The sequence below is a fragment of the Roseateles sp. genome (assembly GCF_036486225.1).
GTDB lineage: Bacteria > Pseudomonadota > Gammaproteobacteria > Burkholderiales > Burkholderiaceae_C > Roseateles.
Genome location: NZ_DASVNZ010000078.1, coordinates 1 through 12,768, shown reverse-complemented (window position 1 = coordinate 12,768; position 12,768 = coordinate 1). Strand labels below are relative to the sequence as shown.

General features: G+C 67.6%; 12 protein-coding genes. 8 read left to right on the top strand and 4 right to left on the bottom strand.

The features are described 5' to 3' along the window. Positions 1-14: 14 nt before the first annotated feature. From hemN to icd, 3 genes are all read left to right on the top strand, one after another. Entirely contained in the window at positions 15-1,442 is a 1,428-nt protein-coding gene (gene hemN / locus VF536_RS05695; protein ID WP_331613843.1) for an oxygen-independent coproporphyrinogen III oxidase, read from the top strand. Positions 1,443-1,461: 19 nt separating this feature from the next. Further along, positions 1,462-2,208, top strand: a complete 747-nt coding sequence (locus VF536_RS05690; RefSeq protein ID WP_331613842.1) for a sulfite exporter TauE/SafE family protein — start codon at positions 1,462-1,464, stop codon at positions 2,206-2,208. A gap of 109 nt (positions 2,209-2,317) precedes the next feature. Beyond that, a complete protein-coding gene (icd, locus tag VF536_RS05685) occupies positions 2,318-3,571 on the top strand; it encodes an NADP-dependent isocitrate dehydrogenase (protein ID WP_088405217.1) in 1,254 nt (417 codons plus the stop codon). Positions 3,572-3,669: 98 nt separating this feature from the next. On the opposite strand, the gene VF536_RS05680 is transcribed toward icd, so the two are convergent. The 3 genes from VF536_RS05680 to VF536_RS05670 are packed head-to-tail and all read right to left on the bottom strand — an operon-like array spanning position 3,670 to position 4,885. Further along, positions 3,670-4,038: a hypothetical protein gene (locus tag VF536_RS05680; RefSeq protein ID WP_331613840.1), complete on the bottom strand. Its 369-nt coding sequence runs from the start codon at positions 4,036-4,038 to the stop codon at positions 3,670-3,672. An 11-nt stretch (positions 4,039-4,049) separates the two neighbouring features. Beyond that, positions 4,050-4,598, bottom strand: a complete 549-nt coding sequence (locus VF536_RS05675) for a hypothetical protein (RefSeq protein ID WP_331613839.1) — start codon at positions 4,596-4,598, stop codon at positions 4,050-4,052. Next, positions 4,595-4,885, bottom strand: coding sequence for a type II toxin-antitoxin system HigB family toxin (locus VF536_RS05670; RefSeq protein ID WP_331613838.1), 291 nt, complete (start codon positions 4,883-4,885; stop codon positions 4,595-4,597). The genes VF536_RS05675 and VF536_RS05670 overlap by 4 nt, the downstream gene beginning before the upstream one ends. Positions 4,886-5,088: 203 nt before the next feature. Here VF536_RS05670 and VF536_RS05665 point away from each other — a divergent pair, with 203 nt between their 5' ends. Both VF536_RS05665 and VF536_RS05660 read left to right on the top strand, forming a co-directional pair. Continuing rightward, positions 5,089-5,424, top strand: a complete 336-nt coding sequence (locus VF536_RS05665; RefSeq protein ID WP_331613837.1) for a hypothetical protein — start codon at positions 5,089-5,091, stop codon at positions 5,422-5,424. Positions 5,425-5,456: 32 nt separating this feature from the next. Beyond that, positions 5,457-6,326: an OmpA family protein gene (locus VF536_RS05660; protein ID WP_331613835.1), complete on the top strand. Its 870-nt coding sequence runs from the start codon at positions 5,457-5,459 to the stop codon at positions 6,324-6,326. A gap of 210 nt (positions 6,327-6,536) precedes the next feature. Here the strand turns inward: VF536_RS05660 and VF536_RS05655 are convergent, their stop codons facing one another. Continuing rightward, on the bottom strand, positions 6,537-6,851 hold the full coding sequence (locus tag VF536_RS05655) for a cold-shock protein (protein ID WP_331613834.1): 315 nt from the start codon (positions 6,849-6,851) through the stop codon (positions 6,537-6,539). Between the two features lie 165 nt (positions 6,852-7,016). Between VF536_RS05655 and clpS the strand changes: the two genes are divergently transcribed. The 3 genes from clpS (at position 7,017) to VF536_RS05640 (ending at position 12,746) form a co-directional block, all read left to right on the top strand. Continuing rightward, a complete protein-coding gene (clpS, locus tag VF536_RS05650) occupies positions 7,017-7,385 on the top strand; it encodes an ATP-dependent Clp protease adapter ClpS (RefSeq protein WP_331613832.1) in 369 nt (122 codons plus the stop codon). After that, positions 7,382-9,706 carry an ATP-dependent Clp protease ATP-binding subunit ClpA gene (gene clpA / locus VF536_RS05645; protein WP_331613830.1) on the top strand — a complete coding sequence of 775 codons (2,325 nt, stop codon included), beginning with the start codon at positions 7,382-7,384 and terminating at the stop codon, positions 9,704-9,706. Before clpS ends, clpA begins: the two co-directional genes overlap by 4 nt. Positions 9,707-9,830: 124 nt before the next feature. Next, complete coding sequence (locus tag VF536_RS05640; RefSeq protein WP_331613829.1) at positions 9,831-12,746, top strand: DUF3160 domain-containing protein; 2,916 nt, start codon at positions 9,831-9,833, stop codon at positions 12,744-12,746. Positions 12,747-12,768: the final 22 nt, after the last annotated feature.

Below are 12,768 nucleotides of genomic sequence, written 5' to 3'. Positions count from 1 at the left end.
TGAGGATCCCGTCCATGTGCCAAGACCCGACCCCGTGGGATTGCAGCCTCCCCGATGCCGACCTGCTGCGCCGCTTCGACATCGCGGGACCGCGCTACACCTCGTACCCGACCGCGGACCGTTTCCACGCGGGCGTCGATGCCGGACGCCACGGCGAGATGCTCGCGCTGCGCGCCTTCGGGCCCGCGGCGCGGCAGCCGATGTCGCTCTACGTGCACATCCCGTTCTGCGAATCGGTCTGCTACTACTGCGCCTGCAACAAGGTGGTCACCCGGCATCACGAGCGCGCGGCCGCCTATGTCGACGCGCTCGAGGTGGAGATCGGCCTGGTCCACCGGCGGCTCGGCGACCGGGCGCTGGCGTCGCAGCTGCATTTCGGCGGCGGCACGCCGACCTTCCTTGCCGATCGCGAACTGTCGATGCTGATGGCGCTGCTGCATCGCCACTTCCGCCTGACCGCGGATGCCGAGATCTCGATCGAGGTCGACCCGCGCACCATCGACGTCGCGCGCCTGCGGCACCTGCGCACGCTGGGTTTCAACCGCCTGAGCTTCGGCGTGCAGGACTTCGATCCCGATGTGCAGCGCGCCGTGCATCGCGAGCAGAGCCTCGAGAGCGTCGCCGCATTGATGGGGGCCTCGCGCGATCTGGGGTTCCGGTCGATCAATGTCGACCTGATCTACGGCCTGCCGCTGCAGACGCCGACCTCGTTCGCGCGGACGGTCGAACAGGTCGCCACACTGCGGCCGGACCGCATCGCGCTCTACGGCTATGCGCACCTGCCGCACCGCTTCAAGCCGCAGCGCCGCATCGAGCCCGCCGCGCTGCCGCCCACCGGTGACAAGCTGCGCATGCTGTCCGGCGCGATCGCCGGCTTCATCGCGCGCGGCTACCACTACATCGGGATGGACCACTTCGCGCTCGCGGAGGACCCGCTGGCCGTCGCGAAGCGGGAAGGGCGGCTGCATCGCAACTTCCAGGGCTACAGCACGCAGCCCGACTGCGATCTCGTCGCGCTGGGCGTGTCGGCGATCTCCAAGCTCGGGGCCTCGTTCGCGCAGAACGTGAAGACGCTGCCCGAGTACTACGCCGCCTTGCGCGAAGGCCGCCTGCCGGTGGAACGCGGTCTGGTGCTCGACCAGGATGACCTCGTGCGGCGCGACGCGATCATGGCGCTGATGTGCCAGGGCCGGCTCGACTTCGAGCCGATCGAACGCTCGCACGGCATCGTCGCCAACGAGTATTTCGCGTCAGAACTGGAACGCCTGCGTCAGATGGCGGCGGACGGGCTCGTCACGATCGAGCCGCGCGCGGTGCAGGTCACGTCGATGGGCTGGTTCTTCGTGCGGGCGGTGGCGATGGTGTTCGACCGTTATCTGAAGCCGGCCAGCACCACGGATGCACCCGCCGAAGCGCCGCTGCGCTTCTCGCGCATCCTCTGACGCCAGCGGCGGGGTCGGGATGCTCTCGCTCGCGCTGGCAGGCACCGCGTTCGTGATGGGCGCCGCCGGCAGCCTGCACTGCGCGGCGATGTGCGTCGCGCCCTGCGCGGCGGTGACCGGCGGTCGGCGGGGCGGCATCGCCGCGTTCCAGGCGGGAAGGCTGCTGGGATACGCGGCCGGCGGGGCCGCGGTCGCGGCCAGCGTCGGCGGCCTGTTGCGCTGGGAGTCGACCTCGGGGGCGTTGCGTCCGCTGTGGCTGATGGTGCACCTCGCGGCATTGGCGATGGGGGTCTTCCTCCTCTGGCGCGCGGCGCCGCCGCGCTGGGCCCTCCGCCTGTGGACGACACGTGCGCCGGCGGTGGTCGGGATTCCGGTCGCGTCGCTCGGTGCAGGCCCAGGCGCGGTCGCGCTGTCTTCTGCGCGCCTAGCCGGCTCGGGCCTGGCCGGCCTGGCGTGGTTGGCCTGGCCCTGCGGGCTGCTGCAATCCGCGCTGACGGTCGCGGCGCTTGCGGAAGGACCGTGGCAGGGCGCCGGCGTGATGGCGGCGTTTGCGCTCGGCTCCTCGCCGGGTCTGCTCGCGGGCCCCTGGCTGCTGGCCCGACTGGGCAGATCGGGCGGTCAGCCTGGGTCCGGCGGGCCGGGCGGCCCGGCGGACGGCTCGGCTGTGCGAATCGCAACCCGTCTGTCCGGCGCGATGCTGGCGGCGGGGTCGCTCTGGGCGCTCGGTCACGGCCTGTGGGCGCAGGTCCGCGCGTACTGCGGCTGAAGCTCCAAGGGACATGGCCCCGGCATCAGCCGATTGAAAGTTTCGCTGTCATAGAATCAGCGCTTCCGGTTTACCCCAAACCACCCACGCGACTCGCGGAGACGACTCCATGTACCAGCACATCAAGGTGCCCGAGGGCGGCCAGAAGATCACGGTCAACACCGACTTCTCGCTCAACGTTCCGAACAACCCGATCATTCCTTACATCGAGGGTGACGGCACCGGCTTCGACATCACCCCGGTGATGATCAAGGTGGTGGACGCGGCCGTGGCGAAGGCTTACGGCGGCGCCAAGAAGATCCACTGGATGGAGATCTACGCCGGCGAGAAGTCGACGAAGGTCTACGGCCCCGACGTGTGGCTGCCCGAAGAGACGCTGACGGTCCTGAAGGACTACGTCGTCTCGATCAAGGGCCCGCTGACGACGCCGGTCGGCGGCGGCATCCGCTCGCTGAACGTCGCGCTGCGCCAGGAACTGGACCTGTACGTCTGCCTGCGCCCGGTGCGCTGGTTCGAAGGCGTGCCGTCGCCGGTCAAGGAACCGCACAAGACGGACATGGTCATCTTCCGTGAGAACTCGGAAGACATCTACGCCGGCATCGAATTCGAAGCCGAGAGCGAGAAGGCCAAGAAGCTGATCAAGATCCTGCAAGAGGAATTCGGCGTCAAGAAGATCCGCTTCCCGGAGACCTCGGGCATCGGCGTCAAGCCGGTCTCGCGCGAAGGCACGGAGCGTCTGGTCCGCAAGGCGATCCAGTACGCGATCGACAACGACAAGCCGAGCGTCACGATCGTCCACAAGGGCAACATCATGAAGTTCACCGAAGGTGGCTTCCGTGACTGGGCGTATGCCCTGGCCCAGAAGGAATTCGGCGCCGAGCTGATCGACGGCGGCCCGTGGTGCAAGTTCAAGAACCCGAAGACCGGCAAGGACATCGTGGTCAAGGACAGCATCGCCGATGCGTTCCTGCAGCAGATCCTGCTGCGTCCGGCCGAGTACTCGGTCGTGGCGACGCTGAACCTGAACGGCGATTACATCTCCGACGCGCTGGCGGCGCAGGTCGGCGGCATCGGCATCGCCCCGGGCGCGAACCTGAGCGACTCCGTCGCCATGTTCGAAGCCACCCACGGCACGGCGCCGAAGTACGCGGGCAAGGACTACGTGAACCCCGGTTCCGAGATCCTGTCGGCTGAAATGATGCTGCGCCACATGGGCTGGACGGAAGCGGCCGACCTGATCATCTCGTCGATCGAGAAGTCGATCCTGTCGAAGAAGGTCACGTACGACTTCGCCCGTCTGCTGGACGGCGCGACCCAGGTGTCGTGCTCGGGCTTCGGTCAGGTGATGATCGAGAACATGTGATCGAAGCAGGCCCGGCGGCTTCGCCGGGCTCCGGTCAGAAACCTCAGTGTGCGAGAGCGCCCTGGGGTTTTTTCCATCTTGCCGCCAGTTCCAGGACGTCAGGCCGTCTGCTTGCGCTTGCGCGGGGCAACAGGTTTCGAGGCGGAATGACTCGCCGCTCCTGTCTTCAACTTTGTCCGTGATTTGCGCTCGACGGGTTGAAGGGCGTCAGTCTTGAGATCTTCGTTGGCTAGTTCCTCGGCATCGAAGACAAGCGGCCCACGCTTGGTCACTTGACGAAGCCGAATTCCCGCGACGGACACCACGCCCGAGGGAAGCGACTCTTCCAGAGTCGGTCCCAACACGGCACTGGCGAAACGAACCTTGACGCCGGGAGACCACAAGCCGTTGGTGATGCCGTTGGCAAGCAGGATCATCTTCGTGATCTCGCGCCAGTCGGTCTCGATCTGTCGAAGTTCTTCAGACATCGTTCTTCCCTTCAGTGATAGCCGCTGTCGGCAAACTCTTCCCAGCGGGAGAACGCGAGGACGGTGGGCGTCGTTGAGTCTTCCTCGAAGACCTCAAAACCGCCATCGGGCCGTTGGGAGACAGCGTTTGCCGAAGCAATGAAAATCGCGGCGGACACGCCAAACCGCTTGGCAAGGCGCGCCGCCTGCCCTGCATTGATCGAGCGCTTGCGGCCAAGGATTGCGCTCACGACAGACTGCCCTCCAAGTTCTACCTTCAGGTCCGACTGACGCAGTCCGTTGGCGTCCATCAGGTGCTTCAGCACCTCGGCCGGATGAGCGTTGTCGATGGGTGCGTGGGAGGCTTCATAAGCCTGTACCCAGTCAGCCAGGCAGTCGAGCAGGTTGAAGAGCGCGGGATGAGCGTCCGACGCAGCAGTCACTTCCACCAACTCATCCATCAGGCGCTGGTTGCGCGCGAAGTTGGCCGAAGTCTGTGCAAGACAGATAGGGCCGAGTTGGGCTTCAACGGCCTTCCAAGCTTCTCCTGCGGCGGACCAGTCGATGGACGTCGTCTTCATTTCTTCCTTTGAGCCTTTGACCATTTCTCGCACTCCGCATGAGTGAAGACATGGCTGATGAACACACGTCGGGCCAGATAACGGACCGAGGCAACGATGCGATAGCTGTTCACGTTGAACACGATCGCATCACCCACCTGATCGGCGCTGTTGTAAGTGTTCGGTACATCCGCGAAGCAAGTGAAGGCCGCCCTTTCCACGACGGCGTGCCATGCTTCCATCGGACCTTTCGCCGGTGGATGCACCTCCCAGAACTCCCTCAGTCGCGACTTGGAAAGGATGTGCATCCGTTCAAAATATAGCAGGTTGCTATGAAGTCTCGCTCTGTGGGGGCAGCTCTCGATGTGGTTCGACGGATCTACCAGCTGTCCATGCGGGACCCGCGCTTGCCACCGCATGACCATCCATCCATTGAGAAGGAGTGTTCATGCGACACCAACTCTTCCCCCGGAGTGCCCTCGTTGCGGCAGGCGTTCTTGCTGTCGCCGCGATGACTGGCTGCTCGACCAACAAGGTCGAGACCGCCTCCCAGCTCGGCGAAAGCCGGGGCGCCCTTGAAGCCGCGCAGACCAGCATCGGTACCGGCGATTCGCCCGACCTGGTCGTGGCCCGCGCGCGTCTGGCTGAAGCCCAGGAAGCGCAGAAGAAGGGCGACCACGCGCTCGCACGTCGCAAGGCGGACGAGGCCGAGGCCGCCGCCGCATTGGCCCGGTCCAAGGCCGCTCGCGACCGCTCGGAGAAGGCCTCCACCGAGCTCGACCGCAGCCTCTCGACCCTGCGCGAGGAGCTCAACCGAGGCCCGGCCCCCGCCGCGCCCGCCCGTTGATCCGTCAGCGACTGCCACTCTGAGGAGACACCATGAATCGATACTGGAATATCGCGGGCGGACTCACGGCCCTGGCGCTCGCCGCCTGCTCGTCGGTCCCCCTGCCGAATGCCGGCCTGGATGCCGCCAAGCGCGACTACGCGCAGGCCACCAGCGATCCGAACACCAGCCGTTACGCCTCCGCTGAACTCTCGAAGGCCAAGGAGTCGCTGGACCGCGCCGACTTCGCCTGGCGGGAGCGCAAGGACCCGTCCGAGGTGGACAGCGCCGCCACCGTCGCTTCGCAGCGCGCCCAGACGGCGATCAACCTGGGCGCGGCGCGCGCCGCCGACGCGAAGGTCGAGCAGGCCGGGCTTGAACGCGAGCGCCTGCGGGCCGAGGTCCGCACCCGTCAGGCGCAGGTGGCTCAAGGGCAGGCTCAAGTGGCGCAAGGTCAGGCGGCAACGGCCGAAGCTGCCGCCGTCGCCGCCTCCGAGCGCGCCAACCGCCTGCAGCGCGAGCTCGCCGAGATCCAGGCCAAGCCGACGCCGCAGGGCCTGGTCGTGATGCTGCAGGACGTCCTGTTCGACACCGGCAAGGCGACCTTGAAGGAAGGCGCCTTCAGCCGCCTGGACACGCTGTCCTCGGCGTTGCGCAACCACCCGGAGCGCCGCATCCTGATCGAGGGCTTCACCGACAGCACGGGAAGCGCGGCCTCCAACCTGACCCTGTCCCAGGCCCGCGCAGCATCGGTGCGGGACGCGCTGGTGAAGCGCGGCGTGGACGCCGGCCGGATCGACGTCCGCGGCAACGGGGAAGCGCGCCCGGTGGCCTCCAACGACAACGCCGCGGGGCGTCAGCAGAACCGTCGCGTGGAGATCGTGTTCTCCGACGAACGCGGAGCGTTCGCCGGGGGACGCTGAAACAGGTAGGTCGGGGTGGGAAACCGGGCGTCCCGGCGCCCGGTTCCCCAAGCGATTCCTTGACCGATCCGTGCCCGCTGTTTCCTCTTGACCACAGCCTCGCGCCGGTCGTCGCACCCACGACACGCACCGTCAAGAAGCAGGAATCGGAAAGCAGAAGGCCCGCTTGCGCGGGCCTTCGTGCAGGCGAGGAAGATCAGCGCAGAGGGTTCAAGCCGCCGCCTGCTGCCCCGCGTGGGCGTCCGCCATCAGCGGCATGCCGATGGGCGCGTCCAGCGGGACGTCCGGGGCGTCGCCGCCGTCGGCGCCCTCCATCGGACGGATGTTCTGCGCCAGCTGCCCCTTGGGCCCCTGCACCAGCTCGTAGCTGACCTTGCCGCCTTGTTTCAGCGTCCGGAAGCCGTCCATCTGAATGGCTGAGAAGTGCGCGAAAACGTCGCCCCCGCCTTGTTCGGGTTCAATGAAGCCAAACCCTTTGGCATCGTTGAACCACTTGACCGTGCCTGTTGCCATGTTCTTCTCCATCCCGGTGTCTTTCTCGCACCGGGGCGGATTCTCAAATCCGTGTCAAGTCAGTGTCAATTGAGGAACTCCCCGGGGTAGGAAGGCGCGAAGGTGACAAACTCGGGGCATTGACAGGCGTAAGCCTGTCCCCATGTAGGGTGCTCCCGCTGTTTATAGAATCGGTTCATGCCATTGTTTGCCCAACAGCCCCCACCCGCGGGACCACCGCCCGGCCCTCAGCCGCCGGGTACGGAGGACGGTGGGAATTCGACCACCCTGGAGCGAGTCGCTCAGAAGACGGAGCCGCCGCGCCTGTATCAGGTGCTGATGCTCAACGACGACTTCACACCGATGGAGTTTGTGGTGATGGTCTTGCAGGAATACTTCCGCCATGACCTGGATACGGCCACCCAGATCATGTTGAAGATCCATCACGACGGTCGTGGCGTCTGCGGTGTTTTCACCAAGGACGTCGCGGCCACCAAGGTCGAAACGGTGCTGGCGGCCGCACGGCGCGCCGGTCACCCCCTGCAGTGCATTATGGAGGCCGCATGATTGCGCAAGAGCTTGAAGTCAGCCTGCACATGGCGTTTGTCGAAGCGCGCCAGCAGCGCCACGAGTTCATCACCGTGGAACACCTGCTGATGGCGCTGCTGGACAACCCGTCCGCGGCGGAGGTGCTGCGCGCATGCGCAGCGAATATTGAAGACCTGCGCAAGTCGCTTGCGCAGTTCATCAAGGAGAACACGCCGACCGTGGGGGGCACCGACGAGGTGGACACCCAGCCCACGCTCGGGTTCCAGCGCGTGATCCAGCGCGCGATCATGCATGTCCAGTCGACCGGCAACGGCAAGAAGGAAGTGACCGGCGCCAACGTGCTGGTCGCGATCTTCGGCGAGAAGGACTCCCACGCCGTCTACTACCTGCACCAGCAGGGCGTGACGCGCCTGGACGTCGTCAACTTCATCGCCCACGGCATCAAGAAGAGCGAGCCGCCCGAGCCCCCGAAGGGCCCGGAAGGCAACGGTGCCGAGTCCGAGCGCGAAGAGGGCGAAGGCGGTCAGGGCCAGGGCGGCGGCAAGGGCAGCCCGCTCGAGCAGTTCACCCAGAACCTCAACCAGCTCGCCCGCGACGGCAAGATCGATCCGCTGATCGGCCGCGAGCTCGAGGTCGAGCGCGTGGTGCAGATCCTGTGCCGCCGCCGCAAGAACAACCCGCTGCTGGTCGGCGAGGCCGGCGTGGGCAAGACCGCCATCGCCGAAGGCCTGGCTTGGCGCATCACCGAGGGCCAGGTGCCCGACGTGCTGGCCGAGGCGGTGGTCTATTCGCTGGACATGGGCGCGCTGCTGGCGGGCACCAAGTACCGCGGCGACTTTGAACAGCGCCTCAAGGCGGTGATCAAGCAGCTCAAGGACCAGCCCGGCGCGATCCTGTTCATCGACGAGATCCACACCCTGATCGGCGCCGGCGCGGCGTCGGGCGGCACGCTGGACGCGAGCAACCTGCTGAAGCCGGCCTTGTCGTCGGGTCAGTTGAAGTGCATCGGCGCGACCACCTTCAGCGAGTACCGCGGCATCTTCGAGAAGGACGCGGCCTTGTCGCGGCGCTTCCAGAAGGTCGACGTGGTCGAGCCGACCATCGACCAGACCGTCGAGATCCTCAAGGGCCTGAAGTCCCGCTTCGAGGAGCACCACAGCGTCAAGTACGCGCTGACCGCCCTGCAGGCGGCGGCGGAGCTCTCGGCCAAGTACATCAATGACCGTCACCTGCCCGACAAGGCGATCGACGTCATCGACGAGGCCGGTGCCGCGCAACGCGTGCTCCCCAAGAGCAAGCAGAAGAAGACCATCACCCGCGCGGAGGTCGAGGACATCGTCGCCAAGATCGCGCGCATCCCGCCGGCCTCGGTGTCGTCGGACGATCGCGGCAAGCTCAAGAGCCTGGACCGTGACCTGAAGAGCGTGGTCTTCGGCCAGGATCCCTCCATCGATGCGCTCGCCGCGGCGATCAAGATGGCGCGCTCGGGCCTGGGCAAGCCGGACAAGCCGATCGGCTCCTTCCTGTTCAGCGGCCCGACGGGCGTGGGCAAGACGGAAGTCGCCAAGCAGCTGGCCTACATCCTGGGCATCGAGCTGATCCGCTTCGACATGTCCGAGTACATGGAGCGTCACGCCGTCAGCCGCCTGATCGGCGCGCCTCCGGGCTACGTGGGCTTCGACCAGGGCGGTCTGCTGACCGAGTCGATCACGAAGAAGCCGCACTCGGTGCTGCTGCTCGACGAGATCGAGAAGGCGCATCCGGACGTCTTCAACGTGCTGCTGCAGGTCATGGACCACGGCACGCTGACCGACAACAACGGACGCAAGGCCGACTTCCGCAACGTGATCATCATCATGACCACGAACGCGGGCGCCGAGGCGATGAACAAGTCCACGATCGGCTTCACGACCAAGCGCGAGCAGGGCGACGAGATGGCCGACATCAAGCGCCTGTTCACGCCGGAGTTCCGCAACCGCCTGGACGCGATCGTCAACTTCGGCGCGCTGAACGAGGACATCATCCTGCGGGTGGTGGACAAGTTCCTGCTGCAGCTCGAAAGCCAGCTGGCCGAGAAGAAGGTCGAGGTCACCTTCAGCGACGCGCTGCGTCAGCACCTCGCCGCCAAGGGCTTCGATCCGCAGATGGGCGCGCGTCCGATGCAGCGGCTCATCCAGGACACGATCCGTCGCGCCCTGGCCGACGAACTGCTGTTCGGACGCCTGGTCGACGGCGGCCGCCTCAGCGTGGACGTCGACGACAAGGGCGAGGTCCAGCTGGACATCACGCCCAACAAGAAGGACAACAAGCCCAAGTCCGAGCCGGCGACGGCCGACTGAGTCCGGCGCTGACATAAGATCCCCGGCGTGCCCGCAAGGCGCGCCCGGCCTCCGAAGGCCGCTGCGGCAACCGCCTCAGCGGCCTTTGTTTCGTCCGGACGCCGCGGACGATGGAGGGAGAGACATGAAGCAGCATTTGATCGGTGCGCTGATCGCCGCGGTGACGGCGGCGACGGCGGCGGGTCCGGCGATGGCGCAGCGCGGCGGCGACCGGGACTGGTATCGAGAGAACCCCGAGCCCGTGGTGCAGCGCACGCCGGTGCGCGAGGCCGCACTGGCGCTCGCGCCCGGCGAGAGCGTGCTCTCGCTGGCCGTGTCGCGCCTGGAGCCGGTGGCTGCGGTGGCGCTGTCGGCCGGCGCACGGAGTCGGCTGGTGCTGTGGGACCTGCGGCAGCCGGACCGGCTCTCGCCCTTGACGCTGCCCGACCCAGGCCCCGACGGCGCCGTCTCGGCGGTCGCCTTCCATCCGACGAAACCGCTGCTCTACGCGTCGGTGAAGGTGAAGGACCAGTGGCAGCTCAAGGAACTGGACATGCGGACCTGGCGATGGGGCGTGTCGGCCGTCGCCCGCTCCGCGCTGCCGTTCGGCGACCTGCGGGTCTCGCCGCTGCCGTTCACCGTCGATCCGGGCGGGCCTGCGCACCGCCTGTATTTCTCGGTCTTCCAGTCCGGCATCGGGTTCGGCACCGGCTCGGTGGCGACCACCGGCCATCGCTACTACCGGTTCTTTGGCGCGAAGCCGTTGCCGGTGGCCGCGCGATCGAGTGCCATGGACGTGCGCGAGGGCGATGACCGTGCCTTGCCGCTCGTCGGGGACATGGCCGCGCGACCGGTGTCCTTCCATCCGCAGGGCACGCGGATGGTGCTGCAGGACGCCAAGGGCTGCTGGATCGAGCTCGCGCACGTGGGCGACGACTGGCGGAGCGTCAGTGGCCAGGACGCGACGGCGGTGCCATCGCGACTCCGGCAGGCGTTTCCGAAAGCGCTTGCCTGCGGCGCCGGAGAGGGCGAGTTCCTGCCCAACGGGCTCGGCTGGATCCATTGGCGGCCGGGCGACCCTGGCGTGGCACTGACGATCGGCGACGCGACGGCGCGGCTGGCCGGCGATCTGCGCTTCTCCAGCGCGCCGCGGCTCACGGCCGACGGGGCGGTGCTCGTGGGGGTGACGGCCGGGGCGACGGTCGCGGCAGGCGGAGCGCAAGTCCTGACCCTGCGCGCGCGGCCGGTGACCATCGCGCTGGCCGACGTGGTCAACGCCGGCCTGCTGAACACCGATGCCGAGCTGCGGCTGGCGGCGCGCCACGATGGGCTGCTCACGCGCGAGCCCTACGAGCAGATGCACCTGTTCTACGACGTCGAGAACTACGAGGTGCGGGCCCACGCCGACGATCCCGCCTATCCCTACCTGGTGACGACCGACCTGTTCTGGGAGCTGTTCGCGGCGGCCTACGAGAACCTGTTCACCGTCTCCGAGGACGAGACCGCGATCCCGGCCTTCACCGAGGCGATGCGGGGCCTGCGAGCGCGCGTCGGCGATGGGACGATGCCGGCGGGGCCGCTGGCCGACAAGATCCGGCTTGCCGCGGCACTGATGGATCCTGACGACAACAGCGACGCGGTGCGCAAGGCGCTGGCAGATCCGGAGTACCAGCCGCGCGGCAACTACCAGCGATCGAAGCTGGCATCGCGCTACTTCACCGCGATGCGGATGCTGACCTTCCCGAAGTCCGAGCCCAAGCCCGGGACCGGAGCGACGTCGGACGCGGCCTCCGGCGCGGAGGCCGACGAGGCGGCCGAGTGGGCGAAGCTGCCGGACACCGTGCGCGCGCCGCTGCGCCGCTGGATCGGCACCTATCTGCCCTTCATCCCGGGCACGCGCAGCGAGACCCACCTGCCGGTGGGCGCCTCGGTCCCGCCGTATGCGAAGCATCCGCTGGCGAAGAAGCGGCTGTTCCCGCTGAGCTGGGGCCTGGACAACGAGATCCTGGACCGGGTCGTGCTGCACACCGATCGCGAGGGCCGCGAGCGGGTCCAGCGCATGCTGCCGAGCGGCCTCGACGTGGCGACCGTGTTCGGCAACGCGCTCGCGCGTTCGGTGCTGGTGGGCGAGTTCTCGAAGGTGGCCAACTACCAGGCGCAGATCGATGAGCTCTCCGCGCTGTACCAGGCGGAGCGGGCCTCGCCGGCGCTCAACGAGGGGCTCTACAACGCCTGGCTGCAGGGGCTGGCGGTGCAGTGGGCTTCGCGGGCGCCGATTCCCGGCACGCGCGGCCCGGCGCTGTGGGACGCCAAGCGCTTGCAGACAGGTCTCGCCTCGTGGGCGACGCTGCGGCACGCGACGCTGCTGGTCAATGACAAGTCGGCGGCCGAAGGCGGCGAGGGCGGTCCGACCTTCGAGTTCCTCGTGCGTCGTCCGCCACGGGGATCGGTCGAGCCCGATCCGGACACCTTCCTGGCGATCGCGGGCCTGTTCGAGCGCGCGCAGGGCGTGCTGGAGACCGTCTCCGTGGACTGGCGCTCGCGTCCCGCGCAGGCGTTGCGGGACGGCGTGCGCCAGACGCTCGTCGAGTCGCGCGACCTGGTCCGCGAGTTCGCCCGCATGGCGCGCTCGGTGCGCGACGGCACGCCGCTGAGCGACGAGGACGCCATCGACATCCAGGCGGTCGGCGGCTCGATGGAGCATCCCTACCTGGTCTTCAAGAGCGCCCAGACGCGGCGCACGTCGGAGAAGGAGCCCTACGGCCTGTCCGATCCGGATCCGCTGCCCAAGGTGGCGGACGTCGCCGGCAACGCGGCGACGGGGCAGACGCTGCTGGTGGGCGTGGGCGCCGTCGGCGGCTGGCAGCAGGCGATGCCGTTCAACGGCTTGCGCCAGTTGTCCAAGGGGGCCATCTACACCTATCGCGAGACGGTGCAGCCCGCGCCGATCGACGATCAGCAGTGGCGCCTGCTCGAACCCAAACTGCCGGTGCCGGACTGGCTGCGGGCCTACACGGCGCCGCCGGGCACGATCGCGTCGGTGCCGAAGGCCGGGCGATGAGGCGAGGCGCTGCGCCGGCTCG

Excerpts from the sequence above, each read along its gene's own strand:
- VF536_RS05660 (WP_331613835.1), top strand. The coding sequence starts at position 5,457 with ATGAATCGATACTGGAATATCGCGGGCGGACTCACGGCCCTGGCGCTC.
- icd (WP_088405217.1), top strand. The coding sequence starts at position 2,318 with ATGTACCAGCACATCAAGGTGCCCGAGGGCGGCCAGAAGATCACGGTC.
- VF536_RS05680 (WP_331613840.1), bottom strand. The coding sequence starts at position 4,038 with ATGTCTGAAGAACTTCGACAGATCGAGACCGACTGGCGCGAGATCACG.
- VF536_RS05640 (WP_331613829.1), top strand. The coding sequence starts at position 9,831 with ATGAAGCAGCATTTGATCGGTGCGCTGATCGCCGCGGTGACGGCGGCG.
- VF536_RS05675 (WP_331613839.1), bottom strand. The coding sequence starts at position 4,598 with ATGAAGACGACGTCCATCGACTGGTCCGCCGCAGGAGAAGCTTGGAAG.
- VF536_RS05665 (WP_331613837.1), top strand. The coding sequence starts at position 5,089 with ATGACTGGCTGCTCGACCAACAAGGTCGAGACCGCCTCCCAGCTCGGC.
- clpS (WP_331613832.1), top strand. The coding sequence starts at position 7,017 with ATGCCATTGTTTGCCCAACAGCCCCCACCCGCGGGACCACCGCCCGGC.
- VF536_RS05690 (WP_331613842.1), top strand. The coding sequence starts at position 1,462 with ATGCTCTCGCTCGCGCTGGCAGGCACCGCGTTCGTGATGGGCGCCGCC.
- VF536_RS05670 (WP_331613838.1), bottom strand. The coding sequence starts at position 4,885 with ATGCACATCCTTTCCAAGTCGCGACTGAGGGAGTTCTGGGAGGTGCAT.
- clpA (WP_331613830.1), top strand. The coding sequence starts at position 7,382 with ATGATTGCGCAAGAGCTTGAAGTCAGCCTGCACATGGCGTTTGTCGAA.
- VF536_RS05655 (WP_331613834.1), bottom strand. The coding sequence starts at position 6,851 with ATGGAGAAGAACATGGCAACAGGCACGGTCAAGTGGTTCAACGATGCC.
- hemN (WP_331613843.1), top strand. The coding sequence starts at position 15 with ATGTGCCAAGACCCGACCCCGTGGGATTGCAGCCTCCCCGATGCCGAC.